This window comes from Pleomorphochaeta naphthae (genome assembly GCF_055396005.1).
The window spans coordinates 2,844,112-2,863,310 of record NZ_AP042457.1 but is presented as its reverse complement, the minus strand read 5'-3'; the positions used below and the strand labels follow the sequence as shown (position 1 = coordinate 2,863,310).

The window sequence follows — 19,199 nt, the reverse complement described above, 5'->3', positions numbered from 1 at the left end:
AATAAAATAGGGAGTTAATTAAAACTCCCTAATTTTAATTTTATTTAATTAAGGACATAGCCTTCTTAGCAATGTTCTCTGGAGTAAAACCAAAGGCTTTAGATAAATAATCAAGTTTTCCAACTTCACCAAATCTTTCACCAACATTAACAAAGTCCATTTTTACAGGATATGTCTTTGCTAAATGACTAGCTACCATCTCTCCAACTCCACCACTGTATCTTCCGTTTTCACAAACTAAGACACGATTACATCTTTTAGCTACTTCTTCAATTAAATCTGTATCTAAAGGTCTTATTGTATGTAAGTCTACTAGAGTTGCATCAATTTTGTTCTCTTTAAGAATTTCTAAAGCTCCAGTTGCAGCATCAACCATTGTCTGTCCTGTTGCTATAATTGCCACATCTTTTCCTTTGCTTAATTCTATACCCTTTCCAAGTTCAATCTTTGTTCCAACTGGATATCTGTGTGTTACACCTTTTCTTGCACTACGTGTATATGATGGTTGTTTGTTTTCATAAGCTTGTCTAATTAATTCATACATACTTTGTGCATCTGATGGATCTATAATTACTACACCTGGTACTTGCCTCATTAATGCAATATCTTCAAATGGCATATGTGTTCCACCATTTAATTGTGCTGTAATTCCAGGATCTGATCCAATTAGGTGTATTACTTGATGTGCATATCCAACTGATAAGAAAAATTGGTCAAATGTTCTTCTACTTGCAAAACATCCAAAAGTGTGTGCAAAAGGTGTTAAACCCATTGAGGATAGTCCTGCTCCAACTCCTACCATATTTGCTTCAGCTATTCCACAGTTAAAGAATCTTTCAGGATATTTATCTTGAAAGCTCTTTGATCCTATACAACTTGCTAAATCAGCATCAAGCATTACTATATCTTCGTGTTCTGCTGCTAAGTCATTTATAGCTGCCATAACAGCATCACGCATATTAACAATATTACTAGTATCTCTCATTAGTTAACTCCTTCTCTTTCTCGAAGTTCTTCAATTGCAGTCTTTGCAACGGTTTCATCATAAGCCATACTATGATTTGCACTAGTTCCTTCTCCTGGAATAAATCCATAAGATTTAATAGTATCCATAACAATCATAGAAGGTCTATCTGTTGCTGCTTTTGCTTTCTCTATTGCAATAGCTATTTCTCTAAAGTTATGTCCATTTATTCTTTGAACATGCCAGTTAAAACCTAACCATCTTGTATCAATATTATCCATTGATACTACATCTTCTGTATAACCGTCTAACTGCAATTTATTTAAATCTGTAAATGCTATAAGATTTCCTAGCTTCCATTGGGCTGCTGTTTCAGCTCCTTCCCAAATTTGTCCTTCTTGGCTTTCACCATCTCCTATAACTACAAATGTATTTGCTTTTATTTTTTTAATCTTTTGTCCTAATGCTATTCCAACTGCTGCTGAAAAACCTTGGCCTAAAGATCCTCCTGTAAAGTCTACTCCAGGAGTCTTTGTCATATCACAGTGACTTGGTAGATTTGTTCCACCTTGATTCAAAGTTAAAAGCCATTCTTCTGGAAAATATCCCTTGCTTGCTAAAGTAGCATAAACGGCTGGACCAGCATGTCCCTTAGAACATACAAAACGATCTCGATCCTCTTTTTTTGGATTCTTTGGATCAATTCTTAATTCTTGGTAATATAAATAAGTAAGCAATTCAATAATTGACATACTTCCACCAATATGACCTGAACCAAAATGTCCAATTTCTTTAATTGTCATCTCTCGAATTTCCAAAGCTTTTTGCTTTAGGTATTTGACATCCATGGTACTCTCCTAATTGTATATATTATTATTATTTGTTTTTTTATAAATATTAATTTAATGAAAAAAGCAAACACCAAATTTAAAAATAATAAAAAAAGTTTAGCCTTAATTCAAAATTAATTAACTTCCACCTTGAAAGTTAAAATTGCAAGTTTAATAAGTTAAAATTTAAATACTTATTATAATAAAAAAGGCTTTAATATCCTATTATTTTATTCGTGTAAATTATAACATAAAAGAAATATCATGAAAATAAAAAAGCTACTCTTTTGATACATAATTATTTATTTATATTAAGAAATTAAACAAAAAACTTGTAGCTAATTATCTATTTTGATACAATACCAACTATTAGAAATTTACCATTAGCAGGAGAAAAAAACTATGAGAATGAGCAAAATGTTTTCCAAAACATTAAGGGAAGCACCAAGCGCTGCAGATAGTAAAGGTTATGAAATGCTACTGAGAGCGGGCTTTGTTCGCCAAATGGGAGCTGGAATATTTACATTACTACCTTTAGGCTATCGTACTACCCAAAAAATTGAAAATATTATAAGAGAAGAAATGGATCACATTGGTGGTCAAGAAATATTAATGCCCGTAGTTAATCCCGCTGACATTTGGAAAGAAACTGGAAGATATTATAGCATTGATAAAGAAATGACTCGTTTTAACGATAGAGCTAATAGAGACATGGTTCTAGCTATGACCCATGAAGAAGACGCTACAGCTATCGCAAGAAATGAAATTGGCTCTTATAAAAAGTTACCACAATTAGTATATCAAATACAAACAAAATGGAGAGATGATGCTAGACCTAGAGCTGGTTTAATTAGAGTTAGAGAATTTACTATGAAAGATAGCTATAGCTTTGATAGAAATGTTGAAGGTTTAAATGAACAATACAAAGCTCATTATGCTTCATATTTTAGAATTTTCTCTAAAGCCGGTCTTCCTGTTATCGTTGTTGGTGCTGATTCTGGTATGATGGGTGGTAAAATTTCGCATGAGTATATGTACCTTTCTCCAATTGGTGAAGATACTATTATTACTTGTGATAAATGTGGTTACACAGCTAATAGACAAGTTGCAGTTTTCCAAAAAGAATATTTTAAAGAAGAAGAAAAAGAATTAGAAAAAGTTAAAACCCCTGATTGCAAAACAATTGAAGAGCTTTGCTCTTTTTTGAATATTGAAAAAAGACAAACAGCAAAAGCTGTATTTATGGTTGGAACCTTCATTGATGACCAAACAGGAGAAGAAGAAGAAAAATTAATAACTGCAATTATTAGAGGAGATTTAGATGTTGAGGAAAATAAACTTCAAAAGATATCTAAAGCAAATACTCTAAGACCAGCACATGAAGAAGAAATAAAAGCTGCTAATATGGTTCCAGGTTATGGTTCTGCTATTAACTGTGATCCTAAAACAATTGTTATTGTTGATGATTCCGTTAAAAAGAGTAATAACCTTGTAGCTGGAGCTAATGAACAGGGGTATCATCTACTAAATACTAATTTTGGTAGAGACTACACTGGAATTGTAGCTGATATTGCAAGTGCAAAAGATGGATATACTTGTCTTTGTGGTCATAAGCTAAAAGAAAATAGAGGTATTGAAGTTGGAAACATCTTCCAATTAGGAACTAGATATAGTAAAGCTATGAATTGCTATTTCACAGATGAAGATGGAAAAAACAAACCTGTAATTATGGGCTCTTATGGTATCGGAGTTGGTAGATTCTTAGCTTGTCTAGCTGAAGAATATACTGATGAAAAGGGGTTAAGCCTTCCTATCACCGTATCTCCATATCAAGTTCATTTAATAAATTTAATAAAAGATAAATCTTTAGGCGAAAAAATTTATGAAGATTTAACTAATTTAGGAGTTGAAGTTCTATTTGATGATAGAAAAGAAAGCCCTGGTGTAAAATTTACTGATGCAGATTTAATAGGTATTCCAATTAGAATTACCCTAGGTAATAGAAGTGTAAAAGACGGAAAAGCAGAAGTGAAGTTAAGAAAAGAGTTGGATAAAAACTTTTTGTTTGACTTAGATTCACTTACCTCTCAAATTTTAGATTGTATAAATCAATTAAAAGAAGAAATTCAAAAAAACATAGTTCACAAAGAATTAGAACTTTAAGTTTATTACCACCCTTTATTATAAATTAGGGTGGGTTATTTATTTGAATAGACAAATTAAAAACAATTAATAATATGAAATTTTTAAAATATTTAGAGATTTCATATTTTTTTTAATCATTAATAAAGCACTGACTCTTAATACAAAATATATTTTTAAATTAATAATTAGTAAAAAACCAACTTATATCAAACATAGTACAAATTTGTTTTTTTTATTATGACCGATAATTAATAAAAAAAATCAACATTCTTATATAAAAAGTATACTTTTCACAAAATTTTTAAAATTTTAATTATCTTTTTATAACAAATGAAAAAAAGTTTTATAAAACTGCAAGATTTTAACTTGACTTATTCAAACATATAACATAGTATAGATATTGTTAATAAAGAACTCTTCATTCTTAATTAACACGTCTCTAATTACTTTTATTGACAACACAAATAAGCACAACAAAAAAAGCAATATTATAAAATATTGCTTTTTTTGCGATTTAAAAGAAAAACCTAATTAGAATTTATCCAATTAGGCTTTTAAGTTAAAATCTAGTATCTTAATGTCATACAATTTTCAAAACTAATTTGCACCTAGTTTTTTCAACGCGTTAACAACATAAGTTCTTTTTTTCAATTTAGCATATTCCAATACACTGTGATTTTGATAATCTCTAGCGTTTACATCTGCACCTTCTTTAATTAGTGCTGTTACTATTTTTGTTTCACTATTACTATTCACTGCCATAATTAAAGGAGTTTCTCCTAAGTAATTTCTACTATCCAAATTAGCACCAGCATTGATTAAAGCTAAAATAATTTTAGGATTAGTATTATTGTTTGCTGCTAAATGGAGTGAATTAGATCTATATTTAGGTTCAGTAGCATTTACATCTGAGCCTGCTTGAATAAGTGCATTTAAAACAACTAATGATGGATTATTTTGTGCCGCCAACATGATAGGGGACATTCCCCAATCATTGGTACAATTAATATCCGCACCCTTACTTATTAGATCTTTAATGTCTTTTGCCTTCTTTGAACTTTCAGCTGCAGCTAAAAGTTTTTTGTTTAATAATTCTGTCTTCTTTGTCATTTACATCTCCTGTAAAACCAGAAATTAACTTACTTTATTATTATGAATTATTTGACAATTGTAAAGATATCGACACTTTTAAGACATTTTAAGTAATTATTACAGAGTTCTCTTCCAAACATCTATTGGATTAATTTTCATTCTTATAAGACAATAAAGATATCCAAACAAAAGCCCAGCTAAGTGAGTTAGATGTGCTACTCCACCATTAAAACCAGAAGCTTGGCTAAACAATTCAATGACAAAAAACAATACTATTAGTAAAGGAGCTCTTATTGGAAGTAAGCCAAAGATATATACTTTTGCAAAAGGGAAAAATACAGCAAATAAAAGTAATATTCCATATATGGCACCAGAAGCACCTAAGAGTATGGAATTTTGACCTAATAAGAAAAAGCTAACGAAGCTAAATATTCCCGACAAAGTTCCAACTAATAAATAAAATAGTAAAAATTCTCTAGTCCCCAATCTTTTTTCTAATGCTTGACCAAAAATAAATAAGGAAAGCATATTGAAAAAAATATGCGAAAAACTACTATGGACAAACATATATGTAAAAACTTGATACACATATCCATTTAAAACGAACGCAGGTATCATAGATAAATAATATATGCCTCTTGGCCATACTATTGTCGTTAATATATATACAAAAACATTTATACCAATTAAATATAAAGTTGCATTCGAATAGGTATATTTAAATTTCTTATTCAATAAATTTTCTTTCATATTCATAAAGATATAGATGCAAATACTAAATAGTCAACTAAATTTCTAAAAAAACATTTAATCTTTATCAGATACACACTATTACATATAAAAATTTATTTTTTGGTATGCTTATTGCTTTGTTATTCATATTAATAATTTTTTTTTATAAACTCCTAGAGAAACAGTAAACATTTTTTTATTTATTGTTTCTCTTATTTTATTAAAAGGTGTGAAATTTTTGCACAAATTTATTAAATTAGAAAATTATATACAGTCTTTTTTCTAAAATAATTAAAAAATTATAGCTTTTTGAGCTCTAAACATCCTTTTTAACAATTGGCACGCTTATTGCATGATATTATATAAACAGAGTAGATTTTTTCAACCTCCTTTTTTAAGTGTGATTTATAGATGCTAACAAACCTCTCCCACCCCCTTGTTAGCATCTATATTTTTTTTGTCCTAAAAATAGGTGTGAAAATTTTTCTCAATTATTAAATACAAGAAAATATTACACATTAACACAGTACGTCACTTTTAACATTTCTTAAATAAACTTGCTATTTTGGCCTATTTTTAGGGGTTTTTACTTTTTGGCACGCTTATTGCATATATATTTACATAAAAAAACAGAGCAACAGTTTTTTTCAACCTCCTTTTTGGACGCCGATTCTCTCCTTTTATTCGGCGTCTTTTTTTTGCCCTTTTTAGAGTATCGATTTTAAAAACTTTTTATGATAAAATAAACATATGGCTAAAACAAGAAGAGATAAAGCTGATTTTTATACAAAAAAGGCACATAGAGAAGGATATCCTGCAAGATCCGTATATAAACTAGAGGAAATCCAAGCAAGTAATCATATAATCAAACCTGGTGATAAAATCCTAGATGTAGGGGCAGCTCCAGGCTCTTGGACTTTATACACCCATAGAGAATTATTAAAAGAAAAAGGTTCTATTGTAGCTGTTGATTTAAACCCTTTAAACTTAAATCCAATTCCTCCAACAGTTACTTTTTTTCAAGGTGATGCTTTTAGCAAAGAAATAAGAGAAAAACTAGTTAAACTAGGACCTTATGATTCAATTATTAGTGATGCAGCTCCAATGACAATGGGTAATAGAAGTGTAGATACCGCTAGAAGTGAAAATTTAGCTGAACAAGTTTTATATTTAGCTATGGAACAACTAAAAGTCCACGGGAATTTAGTCATTAAAATATTCCAAGGTGGTGGACAGCAAGAAATTTTAAAATTAATGAGAAAATATTTCACAAAAGCTAAAACAACAAAACCAAAAGCATGTAGATCAGATTCATTTGAAATTTTTTTAATAGGTTTAGATAAAAAAGAAACCCTTTAATTTAAATACTATAATCTAAATTAAAGGGTCTTTATCAATATTTATAATTATTGTTTATTGTCATCAAAATGAACATCTAATTGTGGGAAAGGTACGCTTATGCCCTTTTCTCCTAATTTTCCAACAACTTCACTTTGAAATCTCCAATATACTTTCCAATAATCTTCAGGTTTTACCCAAGGTCTAAGTAAGAAATCTATTGAGGAATTTGATAATTTATGAACTTCAATTATTGGAGATGGATCTGACAATACTTCTGGATATGAATTTAGCATTTCAGTAAATACAGATTTGCAAATCGATAAATCAGAATCATAGGGAACACTAACTGTCATAGAAACACCGCGTTTAGAAGTATAAGAATAATTAGTAATGGCCACTCCCCAAACTAATTTGTTAGACATTGTAATTCTTTTACCATCTGGAGTATTTAAAGTTACGCACATTAAATCCATAGAAGCAACGGATCCAGAGAGGCTACCCACTTCAATATAATCACCTTTCCTAAAAGGTTCATTTAAAACTAGCATAGCGCCTGCAAAAAAATTAGACAAGGAATCTTGAAAAGCTAAACCTAAAACAACACCTGTGACTCCTAAGCCGGCAACAAGAGGACCCATATTTATACCAAGGTGTTGTAAAAAAGTTAATATAATAATTATCCATCCAATTACTGATATAATTTTTATTATATAAATAATTAATAATTCACTTAAATTTTTTGACTTATTTAAAACAGCTTTAATTGATCTAATAATTATCTTTAAAGCTATCCAAGAAACTATAACAATTAATATTCCAGATAGCAAACTAATACTAAAGGCTTTAAAACCTTGTGCCTGCCAAAATTTTAAATTAGAACTTATGCTTTCAGCAAAAGTTGTAGTTGCAACTTCCGTTGCTAAAGATAATAAGGCTCTCATACTCTACTCCTCAAATCACTTTATTCAATTTTTGTAGTTAATGATTATAAAAAGAGTATAGAGAATTTAAAATATATAAACAATTAAGGAATATCTAAGATTGTCAAATATCCACTTAGTATATATAAAAAGAGGACACCTCTATAGATATCCTCTTCTTTATTATCTATTTATTTTTTTTACTTAGCTAATAGACTATTTAATTTTTTAGTAAACTCTACAGGATCTTTAGGCATAACCCCTTGAGCTAACATTGCTTGACCTAATAATACTTCACTTAAAGTTTTATTAAATTCTTTATCTTTACTATCAGCAAGTTTCTTAACAATTTCATGCTCACAATTTACTTCTAAAATTGGTTTTGATTCAGGTATATCTGTTTGCCCCATCTGTTTTAGAATTTGTTGCATTTGTACACTTGGATCATTTTCATCTACGACAACAATTGCAGGAGAGTCAACAAGACGTGAAGAAACAACTACATTGCTAACTTTATCACCTAACGCATCTTTTATTTTCTTAACTATTGCCTTTTCTTCTTTAGAATCTTCTTTTTTATCTTCTTTGTCATCTTTTAAATCATCAACTGCACCACTCTTATTAATAGCTTTTAAAGGGATATCTTTATAATTAGCAATAGAACCAATGATAAAATCATCAATTTCTTCTGGCATAATTAATACTTCATATCCTTTTTTCTTATATGCTTCTAATAAGGGGCTAGCCTTTAGAGTTTCTTCTTTACCACCTGTTATATAGTAAATACTCTTTTGATTTTCACTCATCCTTTCTTTATATTGAGAAAGAGAAACATAGCCTTCTTGTGTTGAAGATTTAAATCTAACAAGTTCTAATAGAGTATCTCTATTAGCATAATCGCTATATAAACCTTCTTTTAAAGGACCATTATATTGTTCAATGAATTTTGTATATAACTCAGGATTATTATCCGCAATCTTTTTAAACTCACCTAGCAACTTTTTAACGCTTGCATTTCTAATTGTAGACATTACCCTATTTTGTTGTAAGATTTCTCTAGAAACATTTAATGGTAAATCTTCACTATCAATGATACCTCTAACGAATCTTAAATATGTTGGTAATAATTCTTTATCATCATCTGTTATATAAACTCTTTTTACATAAAGTTTAACACCCGGTTTATAATCTGCATATTTCATATCAAAAGGTGCTTTAGCAGGAACATAGAATAATGTAGTATATTCAGTAACACCTTCAGCTTTAACATGAGTGTAGAATAAAGGATCTTCACTATCACTATAATTATTCTTGTAGAATTCATTATAGTCTTCTTCTTTTAATGAACTCTTACTTTTTCTCCATAATGCTGTGCAACTATTAATTTGTTCAACTTTATGTTCAATTGTCTTAATTGGATTTCCATCAGCATCTTTTTTACCATCTGGATCTGGAGTTTCTTGGTCATAACTTAAATAAATAGGATAAGCAATATGATCACTATATTTTTTGATTAGCTGCTCAATTTCCCAACGGTTTGCATACATCACCCCTTCTTCATTTAAATGAAGAATAAGAGTAGATCCTTGTTCATCTCTTTCTGACTCTTCAATTGTATAAGAGCCTTCTCCTGTACTAGACCATTTATAAGCTTTATCTTCACCAGCTTTCTTTGTTATAACTTCTACACTTTTAGCTACCATGAAGGCACTGTAAAAACCAACACCAAATTGACCAATTAAATTATTATCTTTTTTTAAATCATCAGTTAAATTAGCTAGAAATTTCTTAGTTCCACTTGATGCAATAGTACCTAAATTATCATTTAAGTCGTCATGGTTCATTCCAATACCATTATCTTTAATAGTTAAAGTAGCATCGCTTCCCTCAGTAAACTCAATATCTATTCTTGGGTCAAATTCATAATTTTTAAACTTGTCATCAGTGAGTGATAAATATTTTAATTTATCGATAGCATCAGAAGAGTTTGAAACTAACTCTCTTAAAAATATTTCTTTATGTGAATAAAGAGAATGAATAATTAATTGTAATAATTGAGAAACTTCAGTTTTAAATTTTTTCTGTTCCACGTTAATCCTCCAGAAGAACTATAAATTTACATTTAAAAGTCAAAAGACCTTTAAAGAAAGTACAAAAAAAACAGAGAATCGGCAACTGTAAAAGCCAAAAAAAATACCGCTTAACCAAAGGGCAAAGCGGCAACCTCCTATTTGATTCTACTCAATTTAGAATCTTTTATACCTATGCGCTGGGTCTATCGCAATAGATATGAACAACGACATTTATTATTATTGCATAACTTTTATATTATGTAAAACATTTTTTTAACTATTTTTTTAAACGAGGAAAAAGACATTATTTTCTTCTATTTACATGAAAATGCCCTATTAAATTTGATGAAAGTCTCTAAATTATATGGAACAATAATTTTTTCTCTTTCAGTTAAAAAAAAGAACTAAAAACAACCTATAAAAATTATCAACTTATCATCAAAAGTCACAAAATTCGTAAAAAATTATAAAAATACTTGTAAAAAATAAAGAAAATCCAAATTAAAAACATATTCCAAAATATGGCAATAAAAACTTTAAATTTATTTTTTTATATAAAAAAAGGTAAAATTGTAAATTAAAGTTTCCCCAAAATACCCAATCCTATGTCTTATTTAAGTTTATATATAAAGATTAAAATAAAATCATATTTTGAAACAATACCCATGATTTAGTTATAAAATGAGCATATTTTAAATATTTTAAAAATGTAATAAGTATGCAACAAGTTTAAAATTTTAAAAACTTTCTTCATATTACCCCTTACATTTGACAAATGTTATATGATATACTATTTACAGAATAAAAAATTAAAAGGAATTAGAAATGTTAATAACTCCAATAACAAACGAAACAAAATCAACTCAAATTGCAAACAAGTTAGAAGAAATGATTTTAAACAAAAAATATAGAGCGGGAGAAACCCTTCCAAGCCAACATGAATTAGCTCAACAATTTTCAGCTTCCAGCAGATCTGTAAGAGAAGCTTTTAAAAATTTAGAAGCAAAAGGTTTAATTCAAGTTAGCCAAGGTAAACGTGCTCTAGTGAAAAGTAATAATTTGGATCAATTTGTTGAATCACTTTCGATGTCTATGCTATCAAAACAAGTACCTGATAAAAAATTACTAACAGATTTGATGCAAGTTAGAACAACTATTGAAGTTTCAGCAACAAGAGAATTATCTCGTAGTCCTTCTAGAATGCTTATTGTTCGTTCTCTTGGTCGTTGTGTTACTAAGATGGAAAATACAATCCCTATTTTAGAAGAAAACCCAAGAGATATTGAAGCTCTTACTAATTTTAAGCAAAATGATTTTGAATTCCATACTACTTTAATAAAATCTAATGATAATATTATTTTAAATTCTATTTATGAAAATTTATCTCCACAATTATATGCAGCCTTAGACAGAGTTAAAGAAAATCTTGCAGAAAAGAAAAAGAAAGTTAATGAATATCGCTATTTAGTAGATGCTCTAGAAAATGGACAAACAGATTTAGCAGTAGCTTTAACTTTAGTTAACTTAACCAATATATCTGATAAATTTGAAGACTTAAAACTCTAAACATTATTAAAAAAAACTCTTTGTTGTAAATATTATCAACAAGGAGTTTTTTTAAATTTGAAATAAACCTAAATGCTCTACTAATATTTTTAAACCAATAAATATCAAAATTATTCCACCAAGAACTTCAGACCATTTGCCAAATTTACTTCCAAAAATATGCCCTATAAATACACCTATAAAAGATAAAATAAAAGTAATTACTCCTATTATAGCTACAGAAAGAAGGATATTAATATTAGGAAGTAGTGCAAACGTAACCCCTATAGCTAAAGCATCAATACTTGTTGCAATAGCTAAAAAAAATAAATTTTTTACATCTATTAATGTCGTACTACAACATTCTATTTCATGCTTCTTTAATGCTTCTACAATCATTTTTCCTCCTATGAAGGATAATAATAAAAAAGCTATCCAGTGATCGAAGCTTACAATATATGTTGCAAAAGATTTAGCTAAAAGCCAACCCAAAAGTGGCATTAAAAATTGAAAACCTCCGAAAAAGAAAGCAACAATAAAAGCATATTTATATTTTATTTCAGCTAAACAGAGACCTTTACTTATTGATGCTGCAAAAGCATCCATAGAAAGTCCAATAGCTATTAAAATCAATTCCATATAATCCATATCATTTTCCCAAGACTTAAAAAAAAACATTTTTTTTTAGTCATTGAAAGGATTATATCAAAATTATTTATCTTGAACACCATTAGATTGTCTATTTACTTAATATTCTTTTAAATTAATTTACTTGTTCAAATTTCTTTTTTCAACTATTTTATGCAAATAATATGATTTCATGATATAATTATATTAAATTTAATACGGAGGTTTGCACATGAAAAGATGTTCAATCATTATACATAGTGTAAATGGCAACTGTTTTATTATGGGACAGTATTTACAAGAATTATTAATTGAAAGAAGCTGTGATGCAAGACTTTACAGAGTTGAAGACGACGATTTACATATTTGGGCAAACAAATTAGAAACTGCAAATGATTTCTTAGAAGATATATTAGCTTTACCTATTGCTAACTCATCAACACTTAAAAAAAGTGAGATGATTATCCTAGGATCACCTACTTTATTTGGCAATGTTACTGCAGAAATGAAGGCTTTTTTGGACTCTACATTTGAACTTTCTGAAACTAGAGATTTAGATTCAAAATTCTTTGCAAGCTTCACTAGTTGTAGACACTCAACTTGCGAAGGTGCACATGCTATTGATTCAATGCTTTTATGGGCCCAAAATATGGGTATGATACACATTCCTTTTGGAGTACATACAGAAATTGATTCAGACAATCAACCAGTTGCTGGTCTTGTTCATTTAGCTGGAAAAGAAAATTTAATTAGGCCTAGTCAAAAATTAGGTAAAGTAATGGAAGTCTATGCTGATACTCTAGCAGCTTATATTCAAGAATAATATAAAACTACTTATAAATTAAAACGGATTGTTTTTTTGTAAAACCTTACAATATTCAGTCCGTTTTTTTATAAATTAATTATTTTCTAAAAAGAAAATCTACAATGCGTTTATAGAACCTATACCAATAACCTTTTCCAAATCTAACTTTATAATCTAAGGCAGCACTTTCGATAGAAACATTTTGAGAGCCACTCATATTTTTTAAATCATCCCAATGACGAACAATCCAAATATATAAATCTCCTTCAGTTTTTCCGGGAAAAGAAGATAATAATTTTAATTTTCGACACTCCTTGATTATTGGGAAGTAAACATTTTTATACCAACTTTTTACAGCTTTATCAAAAGGTATTTCTTTGTCCTTTTTTTCATTCATATAGTATTTGTGTACATTAATATGATTTAATACTTCAGGATACATACCTGGGGAAGAAAAGATTATTTCATCAATTGGAATCAAATTTTCGAAATCATATTGTTCTAAAAACTGTTTTCTTTCATAATCAATAACAGCTTTTCTTAATTCCCTCATAGTCATACCTTGTTTTAAAGGTATTTGAGAATCTAATTCTACAATCTCAGCATCAATAAATTCAGCGCCTTGGCTTTTTGCGACAGAAACTCTATGATTTCCATCTCTAACAAAATACCATTGACCAAGCTTATATACACTAATTGCGGGTAAATCTACAAATTGCAAATGTGCTTTATCTATACTTTTCCATCTCTCTTTTAATAATTCTTTTTTAGGATAAAAAGCTTTTGAAAAATCTCTAGCACGACCTTCACTTCCTATAATATCTTTAATAGGAATGCTTTTAATACCTAAATAAGACTGACTTTTTGGTTTAATTAGCTCTGTAACTTCATATAAAGAGAGTAAGTCAGAATTTTCCCATTTTAATTTAGATAACAATACTTGAATAGTCGCCCTATTTTTTGCTTTTTCAAAATTTTCTTCAGTTTGTGTTCCAAGATCAAATTCACTCATCTTAATTCCTTATGTGTTAGTTCTTTTTATCACCTAACTTAATATCTTCTAAAACATATGCTTTATATACATTAATAATCTTTGTTCGTCTATATACAACTTTCCTTCTTGCATTTGTATCAATTAAATGTATATGACCATGTAATAAATATCTGGGTTTAAAAATATCCATAAAAGTTAAAAAACTAGAAAAGCCTTTATGACATTTATCTTTGTCATCATTGTAACCTAAAGGAGGAGCATGAGTGACTAATATATCTAAATAACGGCCATATTTTATTTTATTAAATAATAATTTTGGAATAAGTTTAACAATTCTCTTACGCATTTGTCTTTCTGTATATTGGCTTTTACCCTTATTATACTTATAAGAACCTCCTAATCCTGCAATAATTAAACCAGTTTTTTTATCCCTAATAACTTTCCCGTCTAAACATTCCCCACCATAAATACGTTCAACGCCTATAGGGGTATTTAAATTTCTAGTTTCTTTTCCAGCATTCATAAACCTGTCATATTCTTCTAAATTATGATTTCCAAAAACAAAATATAATGGCTTATTTAAAGAAGAAAGAATAAACTCATAATATGATAGAGATAAATCTCCAGCAGAAATTACTAAGTCTATATCTTTGAAATGGTCTTTAACATGTGATGAATAAATTAATCTATCTTTATCGTCTGAAATACACAGAATTTTCATTAAGCCGCCTCTTTTGTATATCTGTATAGTACAATATTTCTTGTGTTTTTTATAGTAAAATCTTTATTGCAAATATTTAACTTATGTTAATCTTAACAATTTATAATCATATTTAGTTTAACATATTATATTTTTGCTAGACGTATAAACTTTCTTAAGGCATAATAACTAAAGAAGAACATGGGGAATCAAATGGAAATAAAACATAATAGACCAACATGGGTTCTTAATTTCAAAAAACCAATGGGAACTGAAATAAAATATATTAATGGACATTGGTATCTTTATGAAAGAAGCTCTATTTGGGATTCCACAAAAGGAAAAGCAAAAAAAAAGAGTGGTAAACTAATTGGAACGATAACAGAAAATGGTTTAATTTTAAAAAAAGAAAAACAAAATATCGAGACGATTACTTGTTTTGAATTTGGAGCTTCAAACTTTTTATTTGAAAATAGTAATGAATTAAGAGAAAGATTAAAAACTTACTACACTGAATATTGGAAACCTATTTATGCTTTAGTCTTATTAAAAGTTAAAGAAAATTGCTCCCTTAATGAATTTAAAGTATTATATGATTCGTCATTTCTTAAAATAAAATTAGGAAAATTAGTAAATCAAAAGATTGATATAAAAAATGCTATAATTTATTTAGCCCAACAAATTGAAATCCTAGAAAATTTCTTTAATATAGAGGAATGCAATCAACTTTTAGATTATTATGAAAAATTAATCAATAAAGATTTTACAAGCAAATCATATTTTCTAGATTATCTAACTTACAACAATCTAGAAGATGATATTTTATTACTTAAAAAAGACTCTTCTATCCAAACAAGAGAAGAAACTTTATCATATGGTTTAGCAATAATTAATTATATGGCAATTCATGTTATAAATTCTATAAACAATATTATTGCTGAAAAAGGTCTTTACAATACTTATAGATTCGAAGGAGTAATTAATTTATTAAAAACAATATATGCATTGAAGATAAATCGGTCATTAAATACAACAAAGCTTTCCAAAGAAGTTGAAAAGCTTTGCTATGCACTTGATTATAAAATATCTATTAAAAATTAATTGGATGCCTATTATCTAAAGCAACTTTTTCAAGATATTTCTTATCTAAATTTAACTCATTTGCAATTTCAATTAAAAGGGGTTTTGATACGAGATTTTGCTCACAGAACAAATAAAGTAAGGCCTTTTCGCTAATATTTGCAGGTAATAGAGAATTATAATAAACTTGAGCATTTTCATAATTCTTATAACGAGTATGAATATGTTTATAAAGATGTGATTTCTCCATATTTTCTTTAATATTATATAACTCTTCTTTTAGAGGTGTAGCCTCACCTCTAGCAGCTAACTCTCCTAAAGGTTTTAAATGATAGTAAGTATATTCTTTAGCAGGGAGAAAGTGATGCTTATCACATCTTGCTTCATAATCTGGTTCAAGAGATGAAGATTTAACTCTATCTCCGCCTACAATAATTAAAGGATCAAAATATAAAGCAGGACATTCTTTATTATCAACTTTATAAAATCTATATGTATAGAAAGCATGATCCAAACAATCTGGATGTTCACAATATGCTGTTAAAGGAATTACATCTGTAGCAACATCTAACATCAATCTAGCAGTTGAATTAAATAAGTCCCTTCTGAAATTCAAAACTAAAGTGGGGAATATAAACATTATACCCTTTTCTAGACTATGATTTCTAACAACATATGCTAATCTTTCATCAAAAAAAGAAGCTTCATCTATAATATAAGTACCTACTGTAGGATTATCTTCAATTACTTTTTCCAAACCAAAAGAATCTTTAATTTTAGCAATATTCTTACCACAACGAACATAGCCAGATCTAAAAGCAAGTGCATCATCAGGATATTCATGGAATCTATCTCCATCAACTTCTGATCTGATAAAAAAAACATTTCGCCTATCTACATTCTTATAACTAGTTGCCTTTTTTACTACATCGCTTTTTTTCTGAGCAATATTTGCATCTCGCCAAACTCTTGCAGCAAATTCAGTTTTCCCAGATCCCATAGGTCCAATTAAAAGAACCCTTCTCCCAGGAAGGGTAAAATCAAAATGTGTAAACGTATCTAAAATTTCTAAAGAAGGAAAGCCTAAACTTTTTAAAAAATCAGACTTTTCTTCCATATTTTTCTTAATATTGTGCATCAGAAGTGGCTCCAGTTACAATAGCTACTCCACAACTAGCACCAATTCTAGTTGCTCCAGCATCAATCATAGCCTTAGCTTCTTCATAACTGTGAATGCCTCCACTAGCCTTCACTCCAAGTTCTTTACCTACTGTTTTTCTCATTAAAGCAACATCTTCTACTTTAGCGCCTGCTGTTGAAAAACCTGTTGAAGTTTTTACAAAATCTGCACCAGCTTTTTTAGCTAAAATACAAGCTTTTATTTTTTCATCATCAGATAATAAGCAAGTTTCAATAATAACTTTTAATAGTTTATCACCACAAGCTTGTTTAACTGTTTGTATGTCTTTTAAAACTAAATCATCTTTACTGTCTTTTAACCAACCAATATTGATTACCATATCAATTTCATCAGCACCGTCTTCAATAGCTTGTTTGGCTTCAAAAGCCTTCGCTTTTGTGCTCATAGCACCTAATGGAAAGCCTACAACTGTACAAACTGATACAGCTGAATTTTTTAGTTTATTAGCACATTCTTTAACATGACAACTATTTATACAAACTGAAGCAAAATGATACTCCAATGCTTCATTACAAAGTTCTGATATTTTTTCGCTAGTAGTATTAGCCGCTAAAACTGTATGATCTATATATGATGCAATATCCATAATTTAACTTGTTAAGAAAAATCTTAACATCCTCCATAATAAAAATTCTTATTTTACAATCCATATTTTACTCTATTGTAAGAGATACGGCAACTGATACCTTTTAGAATTATAGAATATTAATTTTATATAATTTTTTTATTACGGAGATTATATCATTGACTAACTTAGGATTATATAGATACTCTAATCACATGTTACAAATATTTGCAGATAATTTTATGTGGGTATTGATGATTGTTTTACTTGTAAATCTTTCTCAACGAAAACTAGCCCACTCAGACAAAAAACGTATTGCAACAATTTATATTGCTGCTCTTTTGCTCCTTTATAATATTCTTGTTGTATTGGTTTTGACAAATGAACTTCCAATGTACCTTGGATATGTTGCTATAATTGTGCCAATTACTATTGGAATCTTTTTTAGAGATCGAGTTTGGCCATTTAGACTACATTGTAAAAAATGTGGAGTTAGAATGCCCTTTGATAGAATAATCGGTGGAGATGAAAATCTTTGCGAAGATTGTTGGTTAGAAGAACATCCTGAAGAAGCTGAAAAAAAACGTAAAGAAGAAGAAGAAAAACAAAAGGAAATTGAGAAAGAAAACACTTTTGTTTGTCCAGATAGTGTTAATGAAATTGATTGGGATGCTTGGGATCCTCAGGAAAGATGTGTGCTCTCCTATGTTAAAAAAGATGATAAAGTCTTACTTATTAACAAAAAAAAGGGCATTGGAAAAGGTTTAGTTAATGGTCCTGGAGGACATATCGAACTTGAAGAGACAGCTATTGAAGCTGCATACAGAGAGTTTGAAGAAGAAACTGGATATACTACAGATAATTTAGAATATGTTGGAACACTTAACTTCCAATTTAAAGATGGCCTGTCAATGAGAGGCTATGTATATATAGGAGAAGGGGCAAAAGGAGAACTTAAGGAAAGTGAAGAAACAGTTCCTTTTTGGTGCCCAATTAATGAGCTACCTTTAGATCAAATGTGGGAAGATGATAAATTATGGCTTGAACAAGCCTTACAAGGTAAAAAATTTATAGGTAACTTTATATTTGATGGAGAGAAAATGCTCTCCCATGACGTAACTTTTGAATAAAAATATATAATGGGGGTAGTGTAAAATACTACCCCTTATTTTTTAGTGACAACCACAACCGCCATCACCACAAGAACAACCATCACCTTCGTCTTCACTGCCACATGAACAGCCACCATGATTAGCAGCATTTAAATCTATTAAAGATAATCCTTGTTCTGTTACAACAAATTTAGCACTTGCTAAAGCAGCTTTTGCATTTTCGCCATAAACTACAGGAACACCATCAACATCTTCTACTTCGCCATCATCTGTTAAATCGACATTCAAAGTACTAGAAACACCATCATTCTTTATAAAAAAATAAATAGCTTTCTTTTCGTTCTTTTTTAATTCTTCTAAAAAAATAACCTTGGAGGTTTCATCAAATTGCATATAATACATCCTAAATTTTTGAATTTTAATAAATATACCCTAAATTTTAAAACAATATAACCTATAAGCCTTAAAATTTGA

At 29.0% G+C, this 19,199-nt stretch carries 18 protein-coding genes; 6 read left to right on the top strand and 12 right to left on the bottom strand.

The features are described from left to right. Positions 1-40: 40 nt before the first annotated feature. Both ACZ5SO_RS13045 and ACZ5SO_RS13040 read right to left on the bottom strand, forming a co-directional pair. Entirely contained in the window at positions 41-985 is a 945-nt protein-coding gene (locus ACZ5SO_RS13045) for a transketolase family protein (RefSeq protein WP_464625175.1), read from the bottom strand. After that, positions 985-1,812, bottom strand: a complete 828-nt coding sequence (locus ACZ5SO_RS13040; RefSeq protein ID WP_464625174.1) for a transketolase — start codon at positions 1,810-1,812, stop codon at positions 985-987. The genes ACZ5SO_RS13045 and ACZ5SO_RS13040 overlap by 1 nt, the downstream gene beginning before the upstream one ends. Before the next feature lie 384 nt (positions 1,813-2,196). Here ACZ5SO_RS13040 and ACZ5SO_RS13035 point away from each other — a divergent pair, with 384 nt between their 5' ends. Continuing rightward, complete coding sequence (locus tag ACZ5SO_RS13035; protein ID WP_464625173.1) at positions 2,197-3,957, top strand: proline--tRNA ligase; 1,761 nt, start codon at positions 2,197-2,199, stop codon at positions 3,955-3,957. Positions 3,958-4,536: 579 nt separating this feature from the next. Here ACZ5SO_RS13035 and ACZ5SO_RS13030 read toward each other — a convergent pair. Beyond that, a complete protein-coding gene (locus ACZ5SO_RS13030; RefSeq protein ID WP_464625171.1) occupies positions 4,537-5,049 on the bottom strand; it encodes an ankyrin repeat domain-containing protein in 513 nt (170 codons plus the stop codon). 99 nt (positions 5,050-5,148) lie between these two features. Continuing rightward, complete coding sequence (locus ACZ5SO_RS13025) at positions 5,149-5,781, bottom strand: rhomboid family intramembrane serine protease (protein ID WP_464625170.1); 633 nt, start codon at positions 5,779-5,781, stop codon at positions 5,149-5,151. Between the two features lie 732 nt (positions 5,782-6,513). On the opposite strand from ACZ5SO_RS13025, the gene ACZ5SO_RS13020 reads away from it, so the two are divergent. Further along, positions 6,514-7,122, top strand: coding sequence for an RlmE family RNA methyltransferase (locus tag ACZ5SO_RS13020; RefSeq protein WP_464625169.1), 609 nt, complete (start codon positions 6,514-6,516; stop codon positions 7,120-7,122). 47 nt (positions 7,123-7,169) lie between these two features. Here the strand turns inward: ACZ5SO_RS13020 and ACZ5SO_RS13015 are convergent, their stop codons facing one another. Continuing rightward, positions 7,170-8,045, bottom strand: coding sequence for a mechanosensitive ion channel family protein (locus tag ACZ5SO_RS13015; protein ID WP_464625167.1), 876 nt, complete (start codon positions 8,043-8,045; stop codon positions 7,170-7,172). 179 nt (positions 8,046-8,224) lie between these two features. Then, positions 8,225-10,114 (bottom strand): molecular chaperone HtpG, encoded by a 1,890-nt coding sequence (gene htpG / locus ACZ5SO_RS13010; protein WP_464625165.1) that lies wholly within the window; start codon positions 10,112-10,114, stop codon positions 8,225-8,227. An 807-nt stretch (positions 10,115-10,921) separates the two neighbouring features. On the opposite strand from htpG, the gene ACZ5SO_RS13005 reads away from it, so the two are divergent. Then, positions 10,922-11,662 carry a FadR/GntR family transcriptional regulator gene (locus ACZ5SO_RS13005; protein ID WP_464625163.1) on the top strand — a complete coding sequence of 247 codons (741 nt, stop codon included), beginning with the start codon at positions 10,922-10,924 and terminating at the stop codon, positions 11,660-11,662. Between the two features lie 51 nt (positions 11,663-11,713). Here the strand turns inward: ACZ5SO_RS13005 and ACZ5SO_RS13000 are convergent, their stop codons facing one another. After that, positions 11,714-12,289, bottom strand: coding sequence for a manganese efflux pump MntP (locus tag ACZ5SO_RS13000; protein ID WP_464625161.1), 576 nt, complete (start codon positions 12,287-12,289; stop codon positions 11,714-11,716). Between the two features lie 211 nt (positions 12,290-12,500). Here ACZ5SO_RS13000 and ACZ5SO_RS12995 point away from each other — a divergent pair, with 211 nt between their 5' ends. Beyond that, entirely contained in the window at positions 12,501-13,091 is a 591-nt protein-coding gene (locus tag ACZ5SO_RS12995; protein ID WP_464625160.1) for a flavodoxin family protein, read from the top strand. A gap of 79 nt (positions 13,092-13,170) precedes the next feature. On the opposite strand, the gene ACZ5SO_RS12990 is transcribed toward ACZ5SO_RS12995, so the two are convergent. Beyond that, the gene (locus tag ACZ5SO_RS12990) at positions 13,171-14,085 is read right to left on the bottom strand and encodes a transcriptional regulator (RefSeq protein ID WP_464625159.1); all 915 of its coding nucleotides are present in this window, start codon (positions 14,083-14,085) and stop codon (positions 13,171-13,173) included. Between the two features lie 16 nt (positions 14,086-14,101). Further along, the gene (locus ACZ5SO_RS12985; protein WP_464625158.1) at positions 14,102-14,788 is read right to left on the bottom strand and encodes a metallophosphoesterase family protein; all 687 of its coding nucleotides are present in this window, start codon (positions 14,786-14,788) and stop codon (positions 14,102-14,104) included. Between the two features lie 192 nt (positions 14,789-14,980). On the opposite strand from ACZ5SO_RS12985, the gene ACZ5SO_RS12980 reads away from it, so the two are divergent. Continuing rightward, the gene (locus tag ACZ5SO_RS12980; RefSeq protein ID WP_464625156.1) at positions 14,981-15,868 is read left to right on the top strand and encodes a hypothetical protein; all 888 of its coding nucleotides are present in this window, start codon (positions 14,981-14,983) and stop codon (positions 15,866-15,868) included. Here the strand turns inward: ACZ5SO_RS12980 and ACZ5SO_RS12975 are convergent. Both ACZ5SO_RS12975 and deoC read right to left on the bottom strand, forming a co-directional pair. After that, entirely contained in the window at positions 15,858-16,985 is a 1,128-nt protein-coding gene (locus ACZ5SO_RS12975) for a thymidine kinase (RefSeq protein ID WP_464625154.1), read from the bottom strand. The two genes, ACZ5SO_RS12980 and ACZ5SO_RS12975, sit on opposite strands and share 11 nt — an antisense overlap. Then, positions 16,972-17,634, bottom strand: a complete 663-nt coding sequence (gene deoC / locus ACZ5SO_RS12970) for a deoxyribose-phosphate aldolase (RefSeq protein WP_464625152.1) — start codon at positions 17,632-17,634, stop codon at positions 16,972-16,974. The genes ACZ5SO_RS12975 and deoC overlap by 14 nt, the downstream gene beginning before the upstream one ends. A 194-nt stretch (positions 17,635-17,828) precedes the next feature. On the opposite strand from deoC, the gene ACZ5SO_RS12965 reads away from it, so the two are divergent. After that, positions 17,829-18,743 (top strand): 8-oxo-dGTP diphosphatase, encoded by a 915-nt coding sequence (locus ACZ5SO_RS12965; protein ID WP_464625150.1) that lies wholly within the window; start codon positions 17,829-17,831, stop codon positions 18,741-18,743. A 42-nt stretch (positions 18,744-18,785) separates the two neighbouring features. Here the strand turns inward: ACZ5SO_RS12965 and ACZ5SO_RS12960 are convergent, their stop codons facing one another. Further along, positions 18,786-19,118, bottom strand: coding sequence for a hypothetical protein (locus ACZ5SO_RS12960; protein ID WP_464625148.1), 333 nt, complete (start codon positions 19,116-19,118; stop codon positions 18,786-18,788). Between the last annotated feature and the right edge of the window lie 81 nt (positions 19,119-19,199).